Source organism: Hoylesella timonensis 4401737 = DSM 22865 = JCM 15640 (assembly GCF_000455445.1).
Taxonomy (GTDB): Bacteria; Bacteroidota; Bacteroidia; order Bacteroidales; family Bacteroidaceae; genus Prevotella; species Prevotella timonensis.
Genome location: NZ_HG417094.1, coordinates 12,834 through 37,042 on the forward strand (window position 1 = coordinate 12,834; position 24,209 = coordinate 37,042).

At 40.4% G+C, this 24,209-nt stretch carries 19 protein-coding genes and 1 tRNA gene; 4 read left to right on the forward strand and 16 right to left on the reverse strand.

The genetic code is table 11. The features are described 5' to 3' along the window. The first annotated feature begins 109 nt into the window (after positions 1-109). Together BN35_RS05880 and BN35_RS05885 are read left to right on the forward strand one after the other, a co-directional pair. A tRNA-Arg gene (locus BN35_RS05880) sits at positions 110-181 on the forward strand. 348 nt (positions 182-529) lie between these two features. After that, on the forward strand, positions 530-1,327 hold the full coding sequence (locus BN35_RS05885) for an ADP-ribosylglycohydrolase family protein (RefSeq protein WP_025071930.1): 798 nt from the start codon (positions 530-532) through the stop codon (positions 1,325-1,327). A 149-nt stretch (positions 1,328-1,476) separates the two neighbouring features. Here the strand turns inward: BN35_RS05885 and BN35_RS12790 are convergent, their stop codons facing one another. The 16 genes from BN35_RS12790 to BN35_RS05965 all read right to left on the reverse strand — a co-directional run bounded on the left by BN35_RS12790 (position 1,477) and on the right by BN35_RS05965 (position 21,381). Then, positions 1,477-2,868 carry a thioredoxin family protein gene (locus BN35_RS12790; protein ID WP_025071929.1) on the reverse strand — a complete coding sequence of 464 codons (1,392 nt, stop codon included), beginning with the start codon at positions 2,866-2,868 and terminating at the stop codon, positions 1,477-1,479. Then, on the reverse strand, positions 2,865-3,959 hold the full coding sequence (locus BN35_RS12795) for a TlpA disulfide reductase family protein (protein WP_159099999.1): 1,095 nt from the start codon (positions 3,957-3,959) through the stop codon (positions 2,865-2,867). The genes BN35_RS12790 and BN35_RS12795 overlap by 4 nt, the downstream gene beginning before the upstream one ends. A 4-nt stretch (positions 3,960-3,963) precedes the next feature. Then, positions 3,964-5,202, reverse strand: a complete 1,239-nt coding sequence (locus BN35_RS12800) for a thioredoxin family protein (RefSeq protein WP_025071927.1) — start codon at positions 5,200-5,202, stop codon at positions 3,964-3,966. Between the two features lie 3 nt (positions 5,203-5,205). Beyond that, positions 5,206-6,165 carry a hypothetical protein gene (locus BN35_RS05905; protein WP_025071926.1) on the reverse strand — a complete coding sequence of 320 codons (960 nt, stop codon included), beginning with the start codon at positions 6,163-6,165 and terminating at the stop codon, positions 5,206-5,208. Positions 6,166-6,183: 18 nt separating this feature from the next. Next, complete coding sequence (locus tag BN35_RS05910) at positions 6,184-7,716, reverse strand: RagB/SusD family nutrient uptake outer membrane protein (RefSeq protein ID WP_028900939.1); 1,533 nt, start codon at positions 7,714-7,716, stop codon at positions 6,184-6,186. A gap of 11 nt (positions 7,717-7,727) precedes the next feature. Beyond that, complete coding sequence (locus BN35_RS05915; RefSeq protein ID WP_025071923.1) at positions 7,728-11,003, reverse strand: SusC/RagA family TonB-linked outer membrane protein; 3,276 nt, start codon at positions 11,001-11,003, stop codon at positions 7,728-7,730. 397 nt (positions 11,004-11,400) lie between these two features. Continuing rightward, complete coding sequence (locus BN35_RS05920; RefSeq protein WP_044071312.1) at positions 11,401-12,528, reverse strand: nucleoside recognition domain-containing protein; 1,128 nt, start codon at positions 12,526-12,528, stop codon at positions 11,401-11,403. Between the two features lie 438 nt (positions 12,529-12,966). After that, a complete protein-coding gene (locus BN35_RS05925; protein WP_025071922.1) occupies positions 12,967-14,916 on the reverse strand; it encodes a family 20 glycosylhydrolase in 1,950 nt (649 codons plus the stop codon). 35 nt (positions 14,917-14,951) lie between these two features. After that, complete coding sequence (gene dusB / locus BN35_RS05930; protein WP_025071921.1) at positions 14,952-15,935, reverse strand: tRNA dihydrouridine synthase DusB; 984 nt, start codon at positions 15,933-15,935, stop codon at positions 14,952-14,954. A gap of 104 nt (positions 15,936-16,039) precedes the next feature. Beyond that, the gene (gene dprA / locus BN35_RS05935; protein WP_174362016.1) at positions 16,040-17,173 is read right to left on the reverse strand and encodes a DNA-processing protein DprA; all 1,134 of its coding nucleotides are present in this window, start codon (positions 17,171-17,173) and stop codon (positions 16,040-16,042) included. A gap of 2 nt (positions 17,174-17,175) precedes the next feature. Beyond that, positions 17,176-17,574, reverse strand: coding sequence for an acyl-CoA thioesterase (locus BN35_RS05940; protein WP_025071919.1), 399 nt, complete (start codon positions 17,572-17,574; stop codon positions 17,176-17,178). 60 nt (positions 17,575-17,634) lie between these two features. Beyond that, positions 17,635-18,945, reverse strand: coding sequence for a DUF2851 family protein (locus BN35_RS05945; protein WP_025071918.1), 1,311 nt, complete (start codon positions 18,943-18,945; stop codon positions 17,635-17,637). A gap of 139 nt (positions 18,946-19,084) precedes the next feature. Continuing rightward, positions 19,085-19,924, reverse strand: a complete 840-nt coding sequence (locus tag BN35_RS05950) for a hypothetical protein (protein WP_025071917.1) — start codon at positions 19,922-19,924, stop codon at positions 19,085-19,087. A 39-nt stretch (positions 19,925-19,963) separates the two neighbouring features. Beyond that, positions 19,964-20,416 carry a DUF6108 family protein gene (locus tag BN35_RS05955; protein ID WP_036893265.1) on the reverse strand — a complete coding sequence of 151 codons (453 nt, stop codon included), beginning with the start codon at positions 20,414-20,416 and terminating at the stop codon, positions 19,964-19,966. Further along, the gene (locus BN35_RS12805; protein ID WP_145992942.1) at positions 20,406-20,846 is read right to left on the reverse strand and encodes a hypothetical protein; all 441 of its coding nucleotides are present in this window, start codon (positions 20,844-20,846) and stop codon (positions 20,406-20,408) included. The genes BN35_RS05955 and BN35_RS12805 overlap by 11 nt, the downstream gene beginning before the upstream one ends. A 25-nt stretch (positions 20,847-20,871) precedes the next feature. Next, positions 20,872-21,381, reverse strand: coding sequence for an RNA polymerase sigma factor (locus BN35_RS05965; protein ID WP_174362017.1), 510 nt, complete (start codon positions 21,379-21,381; stop codon positions 20,872-20,874). Between the two features lie 574 nt (positions 21,382-21,955). On the opposite strand from BN35_RS05965, the gene dapB reads away from it, so the two are divergent. Beyond that, positions 21,956-22,711 (forward strand): 4-hydroxy-tetrahydrodipicolinate reductase, encoded by a 756-nt coding sequence (gene dapB, locus BN35_RS05970; protein ID WP_025071914.1) that lies wholly within the window; start codon positions 21,956-21,958, stop codon positions 22,709-22,711. Between the two features lie 44 nt (positions 22,712-22,755). Then, the gene (gene lepB, locus BN35_RS05975; protein WP_028900935.1) at positions 22,756-24,201 is read left to right on the forward strand and encodes a signal peptidase I; all 1,446 of its coding nucleotides are present in this window, start codon (positions 22,756-22,758) and stop codon (positions 24,199-24,201) included. Positions 24,202-24,209 lie beyond the last annotated feature (8 nt).

Genomic DNA, 24,209 nt, shown 5'->3' on the forward strand with positions numbered 1-24,209 from the left:
ATGAGTGTACCGTGACATGCGATACATAAAAGAATATGAATATTTGGCACTATCTGATAAAATTCTTATCTTTGCAACGCTTTCCAACTTAGAAAGCTGCCACACAATTGCTCCCATAGTTAAATGGATAGAACGTAGGTTTCCTAAACCTTTGATCCGAGTTCGATTCTCGGTGGGAGTACTGTTTTTTAGAAAAAGAAGACAGTCAAAATTAGCTAAGTTGAAAAGAAACGAAATGCACACAAGTCGTCGATTGACAAATTTATGTTAAATTTCATTAGCTTAACAGTGATATCGTTTCTTATTTCTTTTATTTATCCTATATTTGTACTAAACAAGAGGTATCCCAATGAGGGGACAACGCTTGCGTATCAATCACTAACGAAAAAACACAAGAGCATTACAATCATTGAATGTACGTGATATTACGCTTAGTGTATCATGTCATTGTTGAGCGAGAGCGTACCTTATTTAGACTATCTTTTGTTATTGTTTGGCAATTCAGTTTCACAAAGTAACCTTCAAAAACATGACAGGCGCAATCATAGGAGATATTGTAGGATCTCAATTCAGATTTAACACCACTGACGTAAAAGATAACGTCGAATTGTTTACTAATGAGTGTAGTTTTACAGATAATACGATTTGTGCAGTTGCAATTGCAGATGCAATTATGAACAATGGCTCTTATCAAGAAGCGTTATTAGACTGGTGTCATCGTTATCCAAATCCACAAGGCGGATACAGCGACATGGTTAAACAATGGTTGAAAGACCCCACAACCTCTACAGTCAGTTCATTTGACAATAGTGCTGCCAAGCGCATTGGTGCTGTGGGTTGGTTGTTCAATGACTATCATCAGGTGGTATCAGAAAGCAAAAGATGTGCCGAGGTGAGTCATACTCATCCTGAAGCCATTAAGGGGGCGCAGTGCGTTGCCACTTTAATTTATTGGCTACGTACCTGTAGAATACGAAGAGAGGAAATAGAAAAAGCGGTGAAACATAATTTTGGGTATGAAATTCCAAGTCTTCGAGAGATATATGCCTCCATTCATCATGGACAGAATGATGCTGCGTGCCAGGAGATTGTACCTTGGTCTATTAGATGTTTTTTAGAAAGTGAGAATTTCGAAGATGCGCTACGGATAGCTATAAGTATAAGTGGAGATTCTGTTGCCGAAGCGGTTATATGTGGGAGTATAGCCGAAGCGTATTACCAAATACCTGATGAGTTGATAGAAAAGGCTTTTGGCTACCTAACAAAAGATATATTGCAAATCGTTGAGCAATATTATGAATATTTGGGAAGCCATCTAAATAAATAGTCGTCTATTTTTTTAGAACAATGCCTCCCAAATACGTGCTTGTTTAATATATCGTTGTGAGAATGAAATGCTCTTCTCAAAATACAATTCTTACATTGAACGACAGTTCCTCGAAGAAAGGGACGAAGGAGGAGTTGAGAGATGAGCAACTACAATCCTTGTAACTTCTCTTTTACACTTGCTAATTTCTTGTCTTGGTCACCCGTTAGCTCTAAATATTTCTGCAAATCTATGAGCATGTCTTTTGCCTCTTTCGTTTTTCCCATACCTACTAATTTATCAGCGATAGGTAGTGCTAAGTCTGCATCTCTATATGTAGCATAAAACAGTTTTAGCCATTCCGCAGCTTGTTCACGTTGATTGGCAGGGGGAACTTTGTTGTCCCAATAATAATCCCACGAACTAAAAAGAGACCCAGCTACTAATTGAGAACTAACACCTGTCAGTAGTTGTAGAAATCCATAATTTTGCGTTTGTTCCTTTTTCTCTTGTTCGCTCACATTGGGGTCATTCATAAAATCTGAATACGACTTTGCCTTTTCTGTGGAACGTTTCAACAAGGTGTCTGAGGGAGCTTGTTGCTGCAACTCTTTAATGAAAGCAGCATAATGGGATTTGAATTCTTCACGATAATTGTTTTTCCTGAAGAACGTTAGCTGAATAATCTCTTTCTTCATGTAGCCAAGTCCACCACCTAAAGAAGCCAGCATGCCATTGTTCTGATTAGAAGGTTCTAACTCATCAAGTTTCACCTTAAATTCATACAATTCATTAAAATCTTTTTTATGATTATTATCAATGGCTTCATTTAAGAAATTGCTTAAAATACTCATCACCGTCTTGTCGAATCGCAGGAAATCTTTTCGATTCGCCGATTCTTTCTTGGATGCGAGGACTTTCAACAACTTCTGCATGACCTCATTTTCATAAGTGTTGGTCTCAAGTAATAGTTTAGAAATATTGACATCGGTGAGTTCGTCATCAGAGAGTAATAATATCAATTCGTTCAAAGGTCGTTCGCCCTTGTAGCCAAACGCCATTCGTTTACTGCAATATTGTTTCAGAAAATCCTTTCCTCGTTCCCCCTTTTGGTATTGTGCTTCCATTTTTTCTAAGTCGGGCAACAAGGTTCCATTTTCTATCGCTTTCTGTCCTTGCTTGAGTATCTGCTTTACATTTTGGTAAGCCGAAAAAGAGTGTACAGGCTTTCCATCTGGTAGAAGGAACAAACAGGTGGGATAAGCTTTTACTCCATAACGTTTAGCAATTTCTACACCTTCTCCTTTTTCTGCATCAATCTGATAATTTATAAAGTGAGTGTTGAAATAATCGCCCACTTCTTTTTGAGTAAAGGTCTCTCTTGCCATCTTTTTACAGGGACCGCACCAGGAGGTGTACACATCCATAAAAATGGGCTTATTCTCCATTTTGGCTTTTTCTACCAACTGCTTCCACGTCCCTGTGAAGAACACAATACCCTGTGCTTTTACATTTTGAGTACATAAAGCAAGCAGAGTACAAATGGTTATTAAATATTTCATTTGTCGCATAATTTAGATACTTCAATTTTTAACTTCTCTCCTCTAAGATCATTGGAAACGATAACACCATTTTCATCCAGTAAGAACATCGCTGGAACGCCTGAAACATTATAAAGCTGAGCCACAGGACACTTCCATCCTTGTAGTGATGAAAGTTGCAACCATGGTAAATTATATTTCTTGATGGCTGTTGTCCAATTTTCTTTTTTTTGATCGAGGGATACTGATACAATCTCAAATCCTTTTGAATGGTATTCAGCATAAACCGCTTTTACATTTGGAAACTCTCTTATGCACGGTGCACACCATGACGCCCAAAAGTCGATAAGTACACATTTACCTTTGATTGATGACAGAGAAACAGACTTACCTTCTGGTGTTTGTAATGTAAAGTCTGGAGCCTTAACATCTACCCCTACTGCTTTCATCTTCGCTAATGTTTCTTGTAAGTCAGTTCCAATCGAAGAGTTTTTAACCCGATTACTCAACTGGTTATATAACTTCTGCACTTCAGAATATGTCCTATCTTTACTCAAATACTTATTGATAATAACCCCAGCCACATAACTATCAGGGCACTGCGTGGCAATGCTATCAAAAACCGATAATTTTTCTTTGTGAGTCGTTATAAATAATTGTTGCAGCGTGTCTTTTTGCTGTTCAGTAATCTCTTTCCCAGCCATGGATAAAGCAAGCATAGACATCATCTCCATAGAGAGCGCATTATTCATCTTATCGAGCAATTTCTGATCTTTCGAACCCTTTATGGTTATGTCAGGGCGCATTATCGTTTTGCCTTTGATGTCTATGGGCGTTTCAACATAAGTCACTTGGGTAGGAAATTCATCGAGCATAAAAACCTTATTGGTTCTTCCTACTTTAAGGTAGGCGGGACCAACCAATGTTAATTTATTGGACATGTTAAACTTCCCATTAGAAACAATAGTAGAATCAATAGGTTGTTTCTTTTCGTTAGACAAAAGTACCTTTAGACCGTCATGTCCCACAGCCGTACCTTGAATGTTGTATTGATTTTGTGATGTTGCTGTTAAGCTTACCAGCAACAATAACGCCATTAGAATTTGTTTCATTTCGTTATTTCTTAAAATATTGTTCAACAGATTTACGAGCCTTTTCATTCTCTTGATTAAACTTCTCCATCTGTTGGCGAGCTAATGATTTCTTTCCAAGCTTCTGATTGATGTTCGCCATTGTTTCATACATCGTAAATGCGTAGTTCTGCTTTGACGAACTGTTTACAAAAGAGTCAAGCGTCTGTAGAAATTCTTTCAACATACTCTTATCATTCACCACCGTAACCAAATATCGGATATATTTATCCATATTGAGTGGATTATAATAATTTAATTTCATTCGATGCGCTAACTTGATAACTTTCCAAGCCTCGTTATATTGCTTATTCAACAAAAGTTTATGAACATAAAAGCGTATTTTGTAATCGTTAACACATGCCAGTTGGGCTTGCTCCATGAGTGCTATCATTTTTTGAGCTTGAACCGTATCAGTATTCAATGGCAAATAAGATTTTTGCGCTTCATCATATTTTAATTGAAACAATCTGCGCAATTCATAAGTACAAGCATTTGATATCTGCTGATTTATCTTAAAGCGATCTCGATTTAAGGCGTATCCGTAACGTGCAGCATTCCTTACTAAATAGGCAAATGTTGGAGAGTTTACGTCGGTGATGTACCTTCCAAAAGCATTCCACACCTTATCCTTGTCCAACTCTTTAGGGTCATTTTTGCCTAAATATTCTTCTGCAATAATTCTGGCACTATCTTTTAAGAAGGCATTATTCAGACTCGCTACGTATTCACACAAGAAATCAAGCTGACGATTACCTGCATGATATTCTTTACTCAGTGTGAAAAGGTCGCGACCTTCCAATGCTCGTTTGGCTCCTGCAATGAGCTGAGCAGCATCTTTATATCCTGCCATTTGCTGAACTACTTCTCCTTTCTTATTGATAAAGAGAAGTGTAGGGTAGCCAACGATATTCTTCTTGTAACGATCGTGAAGCATTTTACCTTCGCCTTTTTCCATATCGTACTTCACATTGATAAAATGCTGATTAAAATAATCACCTACTTCTTTCAGTGGAAATATATCACGTGCTAATAATTTACATGGACCACACCAAGTGGTGTAACAATCCATAAAAATAATCTGCTCTTTTTCTTGAGCCAACTTTAGCATATCGCTCCATGTCGGATTGTCATGAAAAACAATGCCTTCAGCTGATTGTGCAGCAGAAAACGAACTGTATAACAACAAACAAGACAGGACGACTAAAAATTTTTGTTTCAACATGTTTTATTTCTCTTTATAATCAAAATCAGACAACTTCACTTGATCGTCTGGGAAGTGAGCATTCTGTTCGGCTATCAAGTCTCGTTTCTGAACCTCTTTGAAGAACTTAATAAACAGAACGCTACGCTTTGCCAATCGCCAATAATACGATGTGTGCTGACGAATATAGCTACCTTTGTTTTTGGTAATGAAGGTAAGAAAATCTGTATAATCTTGTGCTTCGGTAGGTTGGAACACCCCAGTGCTTCCATATCCTTTTACATAGCCACAGACATTCGCACTGTGTTGAGCATTCTTCCAGTCAGGTTTTTTCTTCATTTCATTTGCTATTGACTTATCAACGGGCCATGTTACTAATCTAAATTTACACTCTACGCGAGAACTCAAAAACTTTTCAGGTTTAGCAGGTAAATTATCGTAGAAATATGTACCAAAAATATTACCTAATTCCTTTTCGTATTGAGATTTAAAAAAAGGCTTTCCTTTTTTTCTTTCACAACCGATGATAAAAGCTTCTTGACCATTGCTGGTGGCTGCAATTAAATCTGATTCTGCATTTGACGTCTTATGAAGTTCTTTTACCAAAAACATTTTATAGGGAAGATTCTCTTTTAAGAAATCCTCATCGTAAAGTTTTAGAAAGCCTTCTTCTATATAAGAAACTAATTGATGTAGGTTTTCAACATCCTCGGCGTTGTTGAGATCAAATTTGGAATAACTGTTACGAAACTTTCCTGCCCAAAGCCAAGTAATATCGGCATCAGAAAAATCGTAAAGAACAGCCATACCAAACTTCTTGTGCCATTGGTTGATCATGGAATCAGCTTGCGATTTACCTGCATTGGCTTTCAACTGCGCTGCATATTCGGGAGTAGTATCAACAGCTGGAACGATGTCTTCCTCGGAACAAGCGGCAAATACGCCAACAAGTACTATCCATCCAATATATACTAATTTCTTCATTGCTCTTTGTTTTTAAGTTTATTGTGCTTGAATCACTCTTCTGTTGGTTCGCTCAACTGCGCTATTATAGTTGAGCTCGCTATAAGGCAATTCTAACGTATAATTTTTATCACCACTCTTAAGAATGTAAGTCTCAGGGGTTGCATTTTTAGCTGCATAGAAGATATGTTCTATTTGTGGCATTCCATAGCGGCGAAGGTCAGTCCAACGATGTGTCTCTTCAAAGCATAGTTCACGGCGTCGTTCAACACGAACAGCTTGTAGTAGTCCCTCTTTCGATGAGAACTCTTCCACTGTAAGCGGTTGATAGGCATCTGACGTGAAACGTTTCTTGCGCAAAAGGTTCAGTAGATTTATCGCTTCTGCCGAATTTCCCTTATGAACATAAGCCTCAGCCATATTCAACAAAGCCTCCGAAGTGCGAAAAGCTTGTGAATAACTCTCAAACGAATTATGCTTATAGGGCAAGTGTCGATAATCCTCATATACCGTATATTTCTTTTTGCTGTCATCATACTCGGTATCATTTTGACAGAAAAAAGCATAAATGCGATTGTCACCAACGGCATAGCTGTTGATTAAGTCGTCTTTCTTCGTTTGTGAGGGAGCATAACCAGCACCAGTGATTAGTTTCAAGTTGTCCATATAATCGTTGGTTGTAACTATTCTACCACCGAACAAAAATACTGCTTCTGGATTTTTAGAAGAAATAAAACTAAACTTTTTTCTTACCAATTCTTCTTTAGATAGGGACGAAAGATCATACAAGTTGAAATCATCATCAGCCAACTTAGCTCCATAGGTTATCACATCGTCCCAATTTTCCATAAATAAGGCAACGCGACATCTCAGTAGAGAAACAGCTTTTTGATTCATTAGATACAGATTATTTGTTTTCTTCGCCTTGTCAAAGAGTTGTTGAGCTTGTTCCAAGTCACTATTTATTTGTTGGTAAACAGCTGCAACAGAAGCTCTCTTAGGCGTATCACGCACCATTTCACTCTTCAAACGCAGGATCACACCCATGTCTTTATCGGCAGTTGTCTTGTTATATGGCGTACCGTACCAGTTTACCAAGTAAAAATAATTCATGGCGCGAAGCGCATAAGCCTGTGCTATGCACGAATAGATAGAAGCATTGTCGCCAATCATTGAACCTTCATTTTCTATAATGGTGTTACATGCCATAATATTTTTGTAACGATTCTGATAAGGTTTGGCATAATTTGCATCGTAAAATTCTATATCCTGTGCCCAAGTAAAAGCTCCCTTTCCTACTGGTAGGAAAACGTTGTCATCGGCTTCGGCTTGCGTGCTATTCGCATTGGCAGAAGCGGAAACCTCCACATCGTCTGTTAACAAATCCATCCACATAACATCGTTAGTAAAAGAGTTAGGATAGCCATCACCCACTAACAAGGAATGAAACTCCTCTACTTTCTGAGGAATGAGCAAATCTTCTGACGTTTCTTTTAGATAGTCGTCACATGAGGTCGCTCCAACTATCATACCTAAAGCAACGATATAAATATAAAGATGATATTTTTTCATGATTCTCAAGTTTAAAATAAAATATTCACTCCAAAGTTGAAACTCGGCATCAACGGCATATTGGCATACGCTGTTTCAGGATCCATGCCCTCCCATTTCTTAGACTTCCAAATTTTTAGATTGCTTGCAGTCATTCTCAAAGTCATCGCTTTCACATTGATAGATTTGAGCCATGCTTCAGGCAGACGATAGCTAAGCATTACATTTCGTAAACGTAAAAAGTCGCTACTTGCTACCCGAATATCACTATTGTCGTACATGCTTACCATTCGCACATCTACATCTCGGCCAATATCATATAAACCCTTTAATTCTTCAGGGAAATCATCGGCTATACGAGTATCATACAAGGCGGGAATATCCGTTTTAGTCTCGTCTCCTTTGCTACGCCAGCGATTATTGAAGAGGGTAGACACGTTTTGTGTGGGGTCGAAAGCCTTGCTTGCATCTTTGTATATAGATGGTAGTCGGCGCTTGCCTCCTAACTGATAAGAAAATCCAACACTAAGGCTCAGATTTTTCTTAAAGGTTAAGCGGGTGTCGAAACCTCCTGAAAGTCGTGGATAAATACTTCCCGATGCTACGAGTTCCATTACTTGATAATCGCCTTCGTGAACTTTTCTTCCATCTTTGGTATAGAATAATGGATATCCATTATCTGGTGATAATCCTGCAAAACGGAAAGAGTAAATAGTACCTAAAGGTTGACCTATCGTTGCCACATTGCCACGTAACATCGCTTCGTAGGTCTCTTTCTCAGACAGTGCTGCGTCGTAGGCGTACCGTACCTCATTTGAATTATGACTGAAGTTATATGAAACGTTCCATTCCACGTTTTTATTTCTAATAGCATCCAAACTGATAACGCCCTCAAGTCCTTCGTTAATCGCCTCACCGGCATTCATAAACATAAACAGTCTGCCAGTTGATGGTGAAACTTGCATATCAGTAATCAAATCTGATGTTTTCTTCTTATAGTAATCCACCGTAAACGTAAGCCTGCGTTGCCAGAAAGAAGCATCCAAGCCAATATTATATGAACGAGTCTTCTCCCAGCGTAAATCAGGATTTGGCAGGTGTCGAATGTATCCAGAACGCAAACCTGTGATATCATCAATCCGGCCCATTTGAGCTATTAAATAAGGTGAAGAGTCATCGTGTATGTTACCTTGCAATCCGTAAGAAGCGCGGATAGAAAGATTATCAATCATCTTAACGTTCTTCATAAACGCTTCGTTAGAGATAAACCACTTGCCCGCAACCGACCAAGTTGGTAACCAACGGTATTTAGGATTGCTACCAAATTTGTTGGCTCCATCGGAACGAATGTTTGCATTGAATACATACCGATTATCGAAAGTATAGCTTGCAGTACCAAAGTACGAAGCTATTTGTGTAACTCTATCTGTTAATCTTGGATTGAACATGCCACCTACCATCAAAGCATTATATCGTTTGGTATAAGCAGGCGACACGGATTGTCCATAAGTTGGGTCCCAACCATAAGAGAGTTGAGAGGAACCACTGTATTTGTCCGAACGTATTTCAATACCTCCAAACAAATTTATCTCATGCTTATCCGAATATACTTGAATATAGTTCAGGGTGTTACGCCACGAATAAGAATGCTTTGAAGTGTTGGCTTCATTCAAAATTCCGCCCACAGGTAAGGGTGAATTGTCAAATTGTGTACTTCCTCGATCGTATGCACCATAGTTATAACCTCTGACTTTTCCCACTTCGTAAGAATGTTCGTTGGCGAATTTTTTACTGCGTGTATTTCCCCAATAGCTGGAGAAAGTAGAGGTGTACTTTAAGCCATTTAGTAAATGGGCATTCAAGTTGATTAATCCTCCCAGTCTGCGAATATTGGTTTCCATTCCTGTTGTAGCTAATTCGTTAAGGATATTAAAATCAATCTCGTTCGAAAAAGAACTTTTGGAATAGTAATATAATTCATCATGGTTGTATAATGGGAGAGAACGTGAAGTGTTAAAAGCATACGAGAAAGGATTAACACCGTAAAAGCCTTCGTTGGTTTGATTGCTTAAATCAAATTTTACATCCACATCAAATATGCGGTTAATCTTTACGAATACTTTACTTAGGCCTGTAAAGCGATTACTCTCCGAACCTTTGGCAATACCAGGAGCGTCGTTATAACTCAAAGAGGCATAATAATGTACCCTACTTGTACCACCGTTGAGTGACACATTATGGCTCTGGCTCAATGTTTCGCGGAACAAATGCTTAAACCAATTGGTGTTCATTGTTTCATATCGCTGAACTTCTGATGCAAACTGTTTGTGCGTTATTTTCCGTTTCAAATAGCGTTGCAAAGCTCCCTCGTAGCTTTCATCTGTAGGGACACGAGGGTATTGTAAGCGAGCATCATAAATATCTTTAGATAATTGCACACGCTCTTGAGAATTCATCAAATCAAACATACCATAAGTAGGACGAGTACTCATATTTAAGTTCATGTCATAGGTAATTGTCGGAGCCATGACTCTACCTTTTTTCGTCGTTACAACAATTACACCATTGGCAGCCTTCACACCATAAATTGCGGTGGCAGAAGCATCTTTAAGCACACTGATAGATTCTATGTCTTGAGGACTCAAACCTGAAATGCTGTTACCAATCAAATAAGAAGCATCGGGACTGTTCAAATCAGAAACTGAAAAAGGAACAGTTTCTGACATAATAACTCCGTCTACCACCCAAACAGGTGCTTTATTTCCGTTAATTGTAGAGTTACCACGGATGCGAATGACAGGTGTACTGCTGGGTTCCCCCGACTGCAACATCACAGACATGCCTGGTATCTTGCCTTGTAGCATTTGGTCTAAGCTCATGGCGGATGGCGTAAACACATCTTTCATTTTCACCGTTGATATGGCGGCGGCTGATTCTCTACGACTCAAGTTTTGGTAACCTGTCACCACCACTTCTTCAATCGCTTTCGAGTCATCCTCCATCACAACAATCTTGAGTAATCCATCTCTTAACGTTTCGGTTACACTTTTCATACCCAAGTACGAAAAAATGAAATCTCGTTTCTCTTGTCCTTTGGCTTCAAACCTAAATTCCCCATCTACATTGGTAACAACGCCTTGTTTCGCATCGACTGGTCTTACTGACACTCCGATTATTGGCATGCCTTGCTGATCGACCACCTTTCCAATAAAGAATCCTGATGTTTGCGCATGAGAAAAAATGCTGAACGTAAGGCACAAAAGCAATAAGCTAATACCCCGAAGCCTAAAACATGTTGTATGTTCCATACTTTTTCTTTTTTTATTGTTTCGGTACAATGATTATTTGTTAATATATTAAGATAATTTATCAAATGAGCACGAATACTTTTTTATGGTATTCAATAAATCTTAAAGTTTACTTTGTTCACAAAGATAAGTAAATATAATGAATTAAAGACAAAATAGAAAAGAAATTAAGGAAGAAGATATAAAAATATTTGTATATTTTCAACTTTTCTAACAAAAATGATGCTAAGATGGAAAGTAAGAATGAAACAAAGAATACGATTATATCGTTCTTAGAATTAAACAAGATTAACAATTTTGGGCGCTTGACCATGCATGAATAAGCGCAACTTATCGCCATACTACCATTAACTCATGTTATCTATAAAAGGATAGCTTGTATACAGAGAAAAAAGCCTTATATGAAGAGCGCAGCATATAACAGATATCCCCAATGTGCGGCAAGCGCAGCTGCAAGTCCTCCGATAGTATGAGAAACAATGGCCTTAGAGGTAAGTTCCCGATAGCCAATGGTGTCAAGCATTGCTGTATGTGTACTAAGGAAACCGCTCCAACACATTCCAATACCAGTGAATACAGCTATGGCATTGCCATCCAGCCACCCTTGTGACATAAAGTTGGGCACTAAGCTCAATGCAGCACCAACTGCTCCGAGCGCAGTGATAGGGAAGGCAATCTGGTGTGGGTCTGAAAATCCAAAGAGCGGATTTAGTAGCCAATCTAATTTGTTTGCAATGGCTGGTAAAATGGCAATTCCCTCATAAGCTTTGCCTGTGAAATTGCCTTCTGCACTGGCTCCAAACGTGAGTATCATTACTAACGTAGAAATAATAAGCACACCGGGGATGATGGAAACACCAACGTCGACGCCCGATTTTCCTCCGTCTAACAGAGAATTGAGTATGCGCAGAAACACCGATGTTTCTTCACGGTGTAACTGACGAATGGGTTGCTGGCGAAACTTCTCTCCATCCAAAGCTTCTTCGGAACGATATTGCGGATAAGCTTTGAGTACAAAGTGTTGCATGAGCCTTGTTGAGACTACGCACCCAATGCAGGCGCCTGTAAAACCAATGAGGGGTTCCACGAAATAACCGTTGCCTAACATGAAGACGATGACAATGAGCCCCATGCCAAACGCTGTGCCGAAATTGGTGAGCGAAATATACTGATACTTTTTGAAATAACTACCGAAATGCTTGTCTTGTGCCAAAGTGATAATGGCAGGATTGTCGGAGAGAAACGTTAATACCGCTCCAAGTGAAGCCACTCCTGGCAGTCTGAACACGGGTTTCATCAATGGTCGCAAGACTCGTTCTATTAAGTCTACAACTCCAAACTCAACAAATAGCTTCCCTAAGGCACCTGTCAACACACAGATGCCCATGAGATAAAAGCAGGTGTTGAGCAACAAGTCGTGAGCCGTGTGCATAATGGTGTTGAGCATGTTAGCCACTCCCATAATGCTTGCTATTCCTCCAAACAGTCCAGTGATGATAAGCAGACATATAATCCCCTTTGGCATTCTTTTCTTTTTCTTATCATTGCTCCTGTCTGTTGTTTGCTGTTGGGGCAATTCATCCTGTGTAGAGACAGTTTCTCTCTTGACCTCTGTATTATTCACTTTGTTTGTCATTAAGGTTCGTAATCGTGTGTATCTTTTACTCTCATTATTGAAAGATATCTGTAAACGCCACCATTCTATGAGGTTGGAGCCGTGGCGTTTTCAGATATTGCTTTCATATAATGGTTCTATATTTGCGACTTCATTTGTATTTTGCTGGCAAATTTAAGATTTTTATTAGTATCTATCTTATTTCTGACTTTATTTTTTGTTCATCATTGATATTTTCTGATTCGATAATGACATTTCAATTGTTTTATCAATGTTTGCCAAATATCTTTTATGAATCATGCTGCCAATAGTCACAAGGCTTACAAAAAGAGCACTGCAACTTTTGGTTTATTGCAAGCTTTCTACTTTTAAGTGGGTTATCTTGCTATTGAAACTGCCTGTCTGTAACAGAGGGAAGACAAGTGTACGAATGTAATAAAGGTCTCCTCGCTTTCCAAAATTAATTTTCTTAACATTCAGTTCACTCACTAATTTGCCATTGACGAAAAGACTTGTTTGCTCACGATTTCCTTCTATCATCACTTGCGCCTTTGCATGTGGAAAGAATTGATAACCAAATGTGTTCAGATAGCCGTCTCTACTAAATCCTAACAGTCCAGAGATGGGGTCAGATAAGTAAAATTTGGCATTTGGTGAGCTAAACAAGACCGTTCCCGGAGCTTCCTCGGCTGCTTCAATATGAAAAGAAATTCGGTAGTTCCAGCCTATCTGTTCTATTGCGTTGCGCTCGTTAGGCGTCACCACATCTTTAGTCAGTACGACACCCGGTTGGTATCGCCCAGCATAGTTTACGCCAGGAGCTTCGCTAAGTTGTTTCTTTTTGTCTGTAAAGTAGGCGTAATCAAAGGAAGGCTTTGCACCTGTCCACATTTTCGTAGACAACGTTTGCAGTGCTGGCATCACTCTATAATGCACGTCTTGTGGACTAATACCATTGCCAACAATATCGTTCCACACCGCAAACATTCCTCCTTTTATTTTGGGATGACGCTCTGGGAATATCACATCATTGATATTGGCTGGTGTCCACTGCTTATACAGATGTTCGGTATTAAGATAATCGTAATAGTAGCCTGCCTTTGGTACAATGTACAAGTAACGGTCTGGAATGCTCACTAAATCGTATCCAAGGTCAATCATTTCCTTTGGTTGCGAATAATCGTTGGACCATGCGTACATGAGTACATCTTTCACTTTTATAGGAGTCTTTCCTTTTGCGTGCGTTTGTTGTCCCCATACCAAAGCTTGTTTGCCAAAACTCTCCACATATTTTATATATCTATCGGTAAAATATCTGAATTTCTCTACCACAGCTTGGTCTTTATTCGAATATTCATCGGTGCCAATGTGTACACGCTTCCCACGAAAAACGGGGTCAACACCTCCTAAATATTCTTTGAACAACCCATCTAAGAATGTATATGTTTCGGGATTAAAAAGGTCTAAGTGATCCATGTCATATTCCTTGCTGGCTATCTCTGGTTTGTAATGTGTAAACGCCAACGAATGAGCTGGGACATCAATTTCTGGAATAATCTCGACATGAAGACTATCAGCGAGTTTCTGTAACTCGATAAATCCTTTTTTTGTGTAATAACCATCACGAGCGGTAAGTCCTGGATAAGTATCACATTCCAATCTAAAAGCGGCTTGCGTTTTATTCCAGTCGTTATCGAAAAACTGTTTGAAACCATTGTCATTCAAATGAATATGCAGCGCATTCATTTTATAATAAGCCATGATTTTAACATATTCCCGAAGCATATCTATAGGAAAGAACTTGCGCCCACAGTCAATCATCAACCCACGGAACGGATAGTCTGGTGCGTCGGTGATAGTGCCGCATGGTAAAGAACCTTTGTTTTGTTCAGACAATTGGAGCAATGTACGAGTACCCCAATACAGCCCCTGCACCGTCGGCGCAATTATTTTAATGCTGGAGCCAATAACCATTGTATAAGATTCGGGGTTCGCTTTCTTGTTTTTCTTTACAACTAATTCTATATTTCCTACTTTATTTTTCCCCTTCAGAACGTTTAATCTCTGACCAAACATCTGTTGGTAATCGCTTGATAGTTGTGTGGCTATTTGCTGAACCCCTGTCTCATTACTTCGATAAGTAATACACGTTTGTGACTTTATGGCAAAAGAACCACTTCCTCCTTTCCATGTTTTAATTTCTGGAATGGTAAAAGGTTTTTCGTTTGTAACTGAATAAATGTTGTTGCAGATGCTCAGCAATAAGAGCAGTAGTAAAGTTTTAAGTTGTGTTCTCATTTTTTTTATCTCTTTCTGTCTTGTTGAATTAGTAATTATTTTACAATTATTTCACGGCATTTTGCAAGGATATCTTCCAGTTCTTTTACCGTTGTGGCACGTAACATGGCAATTCGTGTCTGCCTAAAGTCGGGTATTCCCTTGAATATTGGACTTGCAGCCAAGTGTCTGCGCGTGTGCAAAATGCCACGATATTCGTCAATGCGATCCACGTTGATGTGCAATTGCTCTAACAAGATGTCCAACTTCTTGTTTAGATCAAAGCTTTCATCAATTGGTTTCCCGTCTAAGTAGTTGCGCATCTCTTTGAATATCCAAGGGCATCCAAACGAGGCGCGTCCCACCATAACACCGTCTACACCGTATGTCTCGAAGGCGTGCTTGGCTTCTTCTGCAGAGGTGATGTCTCCGTTTCCGATGATAGGAATGTGGATGCGTGGATTCTTTTTCACTTCACCTATCAGCGTCCAGTCTGCTTTTCCTGTGTACATCTGACTTCGTGTACGTCCATGAATGGTCAGTGCCTGTATGCCACAGTCTTGTAATTGCTCTGCCAGTTCGGTAATAATGAGATGGCTTGCATCCCATCCCAACCGAGTTTTCACGGTTACGGGAATATGTACAGCCTTTACTACTTCACGTGTGATTTCCAACATCAAGGGAATATTCTGCAACATTCCTGCTCCTGCTCCTTTTCCTGCAACTTTCTTTACAGGACATCCAAAGTTAAGATCAATGACATCGGGTTTACTTTGTGCTACAATCTGTGCCGCTTCAACCATTGATGCCACATCTCTTCCATAAATCTGAATACCCACAGGGCGTTCTTCTTCACAGATAGTGAGCTTGCTGACCGTCGATTTGATGGAACGCACCAATGCTTCGGCACTCACAAACTCGGTGTACACCATGGATACTCCAAAGCGTTTGCAGAGCAATCTAAATCCTATATCAGTAACATCCTCCATGGGTGCTAAAAATAGAGGGTACTTTCCTAAATCAATATTTCCTATTCGCATATTTTAGAGTTGACGAGTTCACAAGTTGACGAGTTCACAATGCAAGTTTCGGAGAGGGAGGGAAGCCTGCAGGGAAGCTAAATACGGAATGAAGAGATGAGCATTTACATCATTAACAGATGATACATCCCACCAGGAAGAGCTTTCAAAACACCTTTCATTTCTAACGAAAACAGAATGGCAGTGAGGTGAGCAATGGGAATGTCTGCTTGTACACTTAGCATGTTTATCTGTAAGTCGTTGTGCTTTTTCAACGCACTGACCACTTGTCGCTCTTCTGTTGACAGATCAGGAAACAGTTGTCGCTCAATTCCTACTTGTTGGGCACGCTGCAATTTTACGTCATCATCCCAATTCATGCTCTTTACAAAGTCATCGGCATTACTAATTAGTCCTGCTACATTGTCGCGAATCAAGTTGTTGCAACCTTCACTGTACTGGCTTCCTACGTTTCCCGGAAAGGCAAAGACCTCTCGATTGTAAGTTCGAGCCAAGCTTGCTGTGATGAGTCCTCCACCATGTGCGGCACTTTCTACGACCACACAGGCATCAGAAATACCTGCAACAATCCGATTGCGTCGTACAAAATTTACTTTGTCGGCATTGGTCTGTGTCAGAAATTCGGTGAGCAATCCTCCTTTTTTCACCATTTCATCGGCTGTTTGTTTGTGTCGAGCAGGATAAAGATAGTCCACTCCATGGGCAAGTACCCCTACAGTAGGGTAGCCATTTTGCAAAGCTTGTCGATGCGCGATGATGTCAACGCCATAAGCAAGTCCGCTTATCACCAATAGTTGTGGGCACAGTTGTCTTAGTTCTCTCATGAACCGACGTATCAAATCCTCTCCATAAACCGTATTGCGTCGAGTTCCTACCACACAAATAACACGGCGTTGGTTCAAATTGATGTTTCCTTTATAGAAGAGCATCAGTGGCGCATCATCACATTGCCTTAATCGTTGAGGGTAATTCTCATCATTCATGCAGAGCGGCATCACTCCATTTTCCAAATCCCATTGAAGTTCTATCTCGGCACGATGCAGCGGTTCGTCAAGTTGTTGAAGCGACTGCACCAACTTGGGTGAGGCATCGGGCAAGACGTCTCTAATATTACGTCGATGCTCTATCACTGCTGTGGCAGACCCCAACCGACGATAGAGCTGTAGCATCCCTGTGAGATGAAAATAATTGATGCGTGTGAGCGCAATGGTATTGATGATTTCTTGCGTGTCCAGCATGGTTATAAGTATTTGGCAAAGGCTTTATCGTAGTCTTCGCTGTGTCCCAATCGCCCATTGATTAAGCACACTAAATCTGCTTGACAAGAGAAACATAGCTTTTCATCTGTTGCTCGATATAGGTCATGATAGAACTCATATCTCAACCCTTTCTTTTTCAAAGACAGTCTGGATATAAAGTGGTCATCGCATTTCAGTGGCACTTTATATTCTAACTTCATACGTGCCACCACTGCATCTACGCCTTCTTCGTGGAGTTTAGCAAAGCTCACGCCCAATGACTTCAAGAACAAATGACGGGTATGTTCTGTGTAGTGAAGATAATTGGCATTGTTGACGATACCCTGAATGTCGCACTCATAGTCGCGAACTTCCATTTCTGTTTCAAAAATATATTCCATTTTTTCAAATTCTTTGGTTATAAAATAATATTTATAGAAGGCATATAGCCATTGATTCTCTTACCTATTGTGTTGTTTACCTTTCAAGTATTCATAGCCAAAGCGGCAACGTAAACATTCTTTACGTTCACAATATTGCCTCTGTAGCTGGACGAGAGCTTGTGTGTCTCCAGCATTTTCCACCTTGATTCCGCTCTCTTGCCATTTCCTGACAATGTGATTTGTCTCTGGCTGAAGCTGTTCTAAGTAATTCAAAGCTTTATCACATAGCTCCTCCTCATCGTGATATTTTCCATAAGCAAAAAGGATGGGGATTACCGTGTTGATGAGTAATACATTAAGGGAGGACTCAGATATTCTTTTTTCCGATTTCTTACTCACCGCTCCAAACACATAATGGGTCTGCCAATAGGCAGAAACGCCCGATTTCATCGTGTCTTTTAAGGCCTTTAATGATTCGCTTTCTACCAAATTTCTTAAGCCGAATCGGTGAGAGTGATACAAGGTAGCCAATTGAGCAATGCGAATATTGGGGAAATTTTGAGGTCGTAATCGTAAGAATTTCCATCTCTTACCCTCCATTGGCTGCAAGTTAAATTTGTGTTGTAAATACAGATATTCGTTTTGCAACCGCTCAAAATAACCCTCTGTATCCATTGTTGCATGGTATTTCTCGAGTATCAATGAGCGTTCCAAAAGCCCTGCTTGCCCCATAAAAAACGCCTCTACCTGAAAAAGGTCATCACGATGGTGAGCCACACTGTGCAAAGGAATGTGCATCGCCCATTGCTCAAACGCATCGCCATTGACGCCAAAGCCAAAATTGCGTGCCAAAGTAACAAATAAAACTGTCTCCCAATCGCCTTGGCAAAGAGCCAAGCGTTGTTTTATTTGCAATGTTTTTTGCTCCAATCGTTCTGTTTGCAAGGCAGACAACCACGCATGAACAGTGATTCGAGGCATTTCCGAAACCACTTCATGGCAAGGAGGATAAGCGTCAGCCATGAGCAGTTGTTCGTATTGCTGTTCCACCTGCTGGGGTACTTGAAGTTCCAATTGTGGAATTTCCCTGCCCGTTGTTGTGCGAACAGGCGTATCTACGTCCCCAGATACATGTAAGACAACATTATTATAGTTGGTATCTTGATCATGATGATGTGCATACCAATCGCTCGATTTGTTGTGAATCTCAATATTTCCCACCCAAACAGTGTCCGCCAACTTAATCTTTGCGTTGATAAAGTCAGGACCTGCATCGCTATTGTGCAATCCTGTATCTATCACCTCAACCAACTGACCATCCGTAGTGGCCAGTTGTGTCAAGGGAAACAGTCGATGTTTCCAACAATAGTGCAGCAGTTGCTCTGTCATCTTTAGTGGGATAAAGTCTTCTGCAAAGCTACAAAATATTTTCTATTTATGGTATCAACAGCTCTTTTCTTTTGTTATGAATCTTTAGTCTCTCCACATATTGTTGGACAAAGAGGTGTGTGCAACAGAAAAAATGTCCTTACATGTTAATGCCGATACCTACGCCAAAGGGCATCGCATGGATACCTTTTTTGAATAACGGTGTCAGGGCGTAGTGCGCATAAAGGTTTACACTGCCATAGCCCACGTATGCCTCTGCGTTTATGCCTAAGGCGTTGATGCCCAAATCGCGTGATACTGTGTGTTTTTGTTTACCTATGCGGTATTTTGAAACTTCCTTATAACGATATTCCAAGGCGAGACCGCCGCCAGCAAAGATTTTCCTTCTCCCAATACGCTTTTGCCATTCTACCATGATTGGTAACTTGACGTAATAATATTTCAAGAAGCTGGTGGTCACATCTTTTTCTTCCAACGGTAGCATACGTGTTTCTTCCTCAACTCTGTTGATGACAGATGAAGTGTTGAAGTGGTTGTGAACAAAGCCAAACTGCAAGGAAGAAACCAAGCCAAGCGTGTTTTGCTTGTTGAGCGACAAACCTATTTGGCAAGGCGAGAAGCCCCATTCGCTCGATTTGGTGTCACGCATTACTACATTGCTGTTGGCATTTAGCAAATTGGCACCATAGTAGAAATCGGGGAAATGTGGGTAAAATGTTCGTTTAGAATTCTTCCGAATAGGGATAAAAGGAGAGAAAACAAACACCTGTTCTACCTCTTGTCCGTCAACAAAGTTCACCTCGCGCGTCTTTTTCCATTGGTGTCCCTGACTATCAAAGATGCTGACAGAGATTCCAAGTGAATCGTTGTGAATCACAACCTTGTTCTTACCAAGCATCACACTGGTGGTATCAGTTCCTTCGGCTGCATACGATAATGTTGCTGTGCAAAGCATGAATGCAAAAAATAGTTTTTTCATATTGTATAAATTTTTATGTTGTCAATTGCTTGTGATGTATCATCGTTGAGAATAGCACATTTTCATGATTTCATCGGGGGTTAAGGCTCCTTCGATATAAATCACGGTTCCGCTATTTTTCGTGCCTTTCCCAAAAAGAATGTAACGGTTAATACCTTCTTTTAGGGGCGTCATCATGTAATATCCACTGATCACCCGCCCATCTTCTATCACCTCTTTTATCTTTTTTGCCTGCTTTCTGTCCGCTTTCAAATAAGGTTCTATCACGGGTGCAAGATTTTTGTAGGTAAGCGACTTGTAGACATCAAGTTGGAAACCACGTAAGGAGGTGTGGCGTAGAAGCACCATCTTACAGTTTTTGGCACGTGCAAAACGGTCAAAAACTTGTTCTATTTGTAGTTTTTGTTGTGCCGACATTGATAGTGTAGCGCCGAAAAGCAACACGCACAAAATCAGTCTTTGCCATTTGTCAGCGAGTAGGTTAGTTCTCATGATTGGTTTCTCCTATTTGAAAAAGTGCATTAAAATCTTCTTGCTGGGTAGAGGATACGTTGCCGAGTGCATTTTCCGCCTCCCGTATCACCGTTTCTTGGTTCGTTGTCTTCTCGCCATTGATGATGACGTAATTAGCCGATGAAGATTGAAATTGAAAGGTGAGCATAAAGAGGAATATGAAGACTGCTGCCACAGAGACGGCAGTGGCAAGCCATGACCAATGTAGCCTCCTGCGATGCGGATAGGACTCTTTGTGCTGTTGTCGCTGGTGTAGTTCCCAAACAAAGAGTTGTCGAAGGGGTTGCCACGCCTCAGGTATATCGCCTTTAACAGTAGCGAAGTACATGCGCAACTCATCTTCTTCCCGACACGACGTGTCACCGTTAAGATATTTCTCTATCAGTTGGTTAATTTTCTGTTCGTTCATCTTGTTTCCCTTTCTTTCAATAGACCTATTTTCTCCCCATTTCATCGGTGATACGCAACAACTCTTTTCTGACGAATCGGCGTGCTCGTGACAAGTTTTGTCGTAAGGCTTCAGGACTGCATCCGCATAGGGTTTGTATTTCATGTGCCTCATATCCTTCTATCTCCTTGAGCATAAATATTTGTTGTTGCAACGGTGGCAGCTGTTGTACTACGCACCGCACCATTCGCAATTCGTCGTTGAGTTCACACTCGTGCGTGAACTCTATAGCCTGCTCTGGTTGTTGTAGTCGTTGTTCACACTCTAATTGGCGATGCCGATAATGGTCTATTGCTATTCCTTTGAGCGTTTTGATAGCCAATGCCTCAAGGTTAGGATGTGTTTCTAACGTTTCGCGCATGCCCCACAGCTTGAGCAACGTCTCTTGCACCAAGTCTTGTGCGTCTACATTGCCTGGTTTCATGGCACTTGCCTGCTTGAGCAACACACTTTGTAGTGCCACGACTTTCTTGCCAAAGGTTTGAATGTCTATCATCTATATCGTAAACGAATGAAATCGCATTTTGTGACATCAATTCATCATTATTTTTTTCGGTGTGCTATTTTCGGTTTGCAACCGTTTACGAAAATCGTCTAAAAATGAGTGGAAATAAGTCCTTTTTGTTAAAATAATTGACATTTTTCAAATCGCGAAATAGAAATTTTTAAGGTAAAAATAGGAGGCAAAAGTGCGATTTTTTTGCCCTTTCTTGGTTGAAGCATTGAGATAAGGCTGCTAAAACGTGCAATCAAGCCCGTTATTACATTAACCTTGAAGTGCTAACTGCATGAGTTAAGCCTCCAAAAGCAATGCTTGAATGACATGAAGAATAGGGAAGATTTGCTTAATGTATTGATTGTTAGCATATTGCAAAATTCGCGTATTTGCGACCGAGGAATGGGTTGGTTGCAAATATGCGCGTATTTTGGACGTTACGCAAAATTTTTCAAAAAAATAAATTCCTGTGAAGAAAAAGCCGAAATGGCGTCAATAAAATTTAAAAACAAATGCAATATTTTGATTTTCAACCGTTTTACACTATCTTTGTCATCATTTAAAAGTATGTGATATGAAGATAGCACTGATAGGATATGGCAAGATGGGCAAGATGATAGAACAAATTGCCAAAGATAGAGGGCATGAAATTGTGTGCGTTATCGACCTCAATAACCAAGAAGATTTTGATAGTCAGGAATTTATATCGGCTGATGTGGCAATAGAGTTTACCACACCTACGGCAGCCTATGGTAACTATTTGCGAGCCTTTGCACATCATGTAAAGGTGGTGAGTGGATCTACAGGTTGGATGAAAGAACACGGCGAAGACGTGAAGCGCATGTGTAGCGAGGAGGGACAAACCTTGTTTTGGGCATCAAACTTCAGTATTGGGGTGGCAATCTTCTCGGCAGTCAATCGTTATTTGGCTAAAATTATGAACCAATATCCACAATATGAAGTGAGAATGGAAGAAACTCACCATGTTCATAAACTGGATGCACCCTCGGGAACAGCCATCACCTTAGCTGAAGAAATTGTCGATGAAATGGACAGAATTCACGGTTGGAAGAAGGGAGTGCTGCATGCAGCTGATGGCAGTGTGAGTGGTAACAACTCTATGGTTGCGGATCAAATATCCATTGACAGTGTCAGAAAGGGAGAGGTGCCTGGCATCCATACCGTAACTTATGACAGTGAAGCCGACCAAATTACCATTTCGCACAGTGCGCATAATCGAAAGGGGTTTGCCTTAGGTGCTGTTTTGGCTGCTGAATATACGGCTCAGCATACAGGACTGCTTACAACAAGCGACCTTTTCAAATTTTAAGTAACCATCCACTTCGTTTGTATATATAGATTTTTAGATACATCATGATTGATAAAGAGAAAGCAAAACTGAATATGAAGGCACAATGGGCCAAGTTCGTTGTCGTACTTATTTTATATCTTTTATTTCTTTACTGGGTAGAAAGTTGGTGGGGACTTTTGGTTGTACCATTCATCTTTGACGTATATATCACCAAGAAGATACGTTGGCAGTGGTGGAAAGATGCCGAACCTCCTGTAAGGTTTGTGATGAGTTGGGTAGATGCCTTGGTATTTGCCTTGGTGGCGGTGTACTTCATCAACCTCTTCGTATTTCAAAATTACGTCATTCCATCGTCCTCTTTAGAGAAATCATTGCTCACTGGAGATTATCTTTTCGTGAGCAAGGTGAGTTATGGACCGCGTATTCCACAGACACCACTTACAATGCCCCTAACTCAGCACACTCTTCCTGTCATCAACACGAAGAGCTATTTGGAATTTCCTCATTGGGACTATCGGCGAGTGAAAGGGCTGGGGGCAGTGAAGCTTAACGACATTGTGGTGTTCAATTATCCCGCAGGCGATACTATCTGTACAGAACTTCCTTATCAAACAGAATACTATAATATGGTGTATGGCTTTGGACAACAAATCTACGCACAAAATAATGGCGGTGAAGTAAATCTCAATACGTTGAACAGACAGCAGCAACACGATTATTTTCAGCAGGTTTATGCCTTAGGAAGACAGTACATTGCCAGCAATCCAGTAGAGTTTGGCGATATTGACAGTCGGCCTACCGATAGGCGTGAAAACTATGTGAAACGCTGTGTTGGCTTGCCAGGACAAACATTACAGATAAAAAACCGTATCGTATATCTGGACGGGAAACCTAACAAAGAACCCGAAAATGTGCAGTACACTTATTATGTGAAACTGAAAAACGAAATTCCAGAGTCGCTCATAGAAGAGTTGGGCATTTCGATGGAAGACCTTGCCAGCTTGCAGCGCAATGGTTTTATGCCGCTTACAAAGAAGGCAGTTCGCACATTGGCAGCTCGCAAAGATATTGTAGAGAGCATTCGGATAAATACCGATGCCACCGTTGGTGACCTATATCCACAGAATGCCGTGACGGGTTGGACACGTGATAACTATGGACCGATATGGATTCCCGCTAAGGGAAAAAGTTTACAGATAGATATGAACAACATTGCCATCTACGAACGACCTATCAGAGTGTATGAGGGCAATCAATTGGAAGTTAAAAACAATCAGATATATATCAACGGTAGGCTGGCTCATCGTTATACTTTTAAGTTGGACTACTACTGGATGATGGGTGACAATCGACACAATTCGGCAGATAGTCGCTATTGGGGATTTGTTCCAGAAGACCACATTGTGGGCAAGCCTATTTTCATTTGGTGGTCGTCTGACCCTGATCGAAAAGGCTTCAAAGGCATTCGATGGAATCGACTATTTCGACTGGTTGACAATATTAAATAGATAGAAAA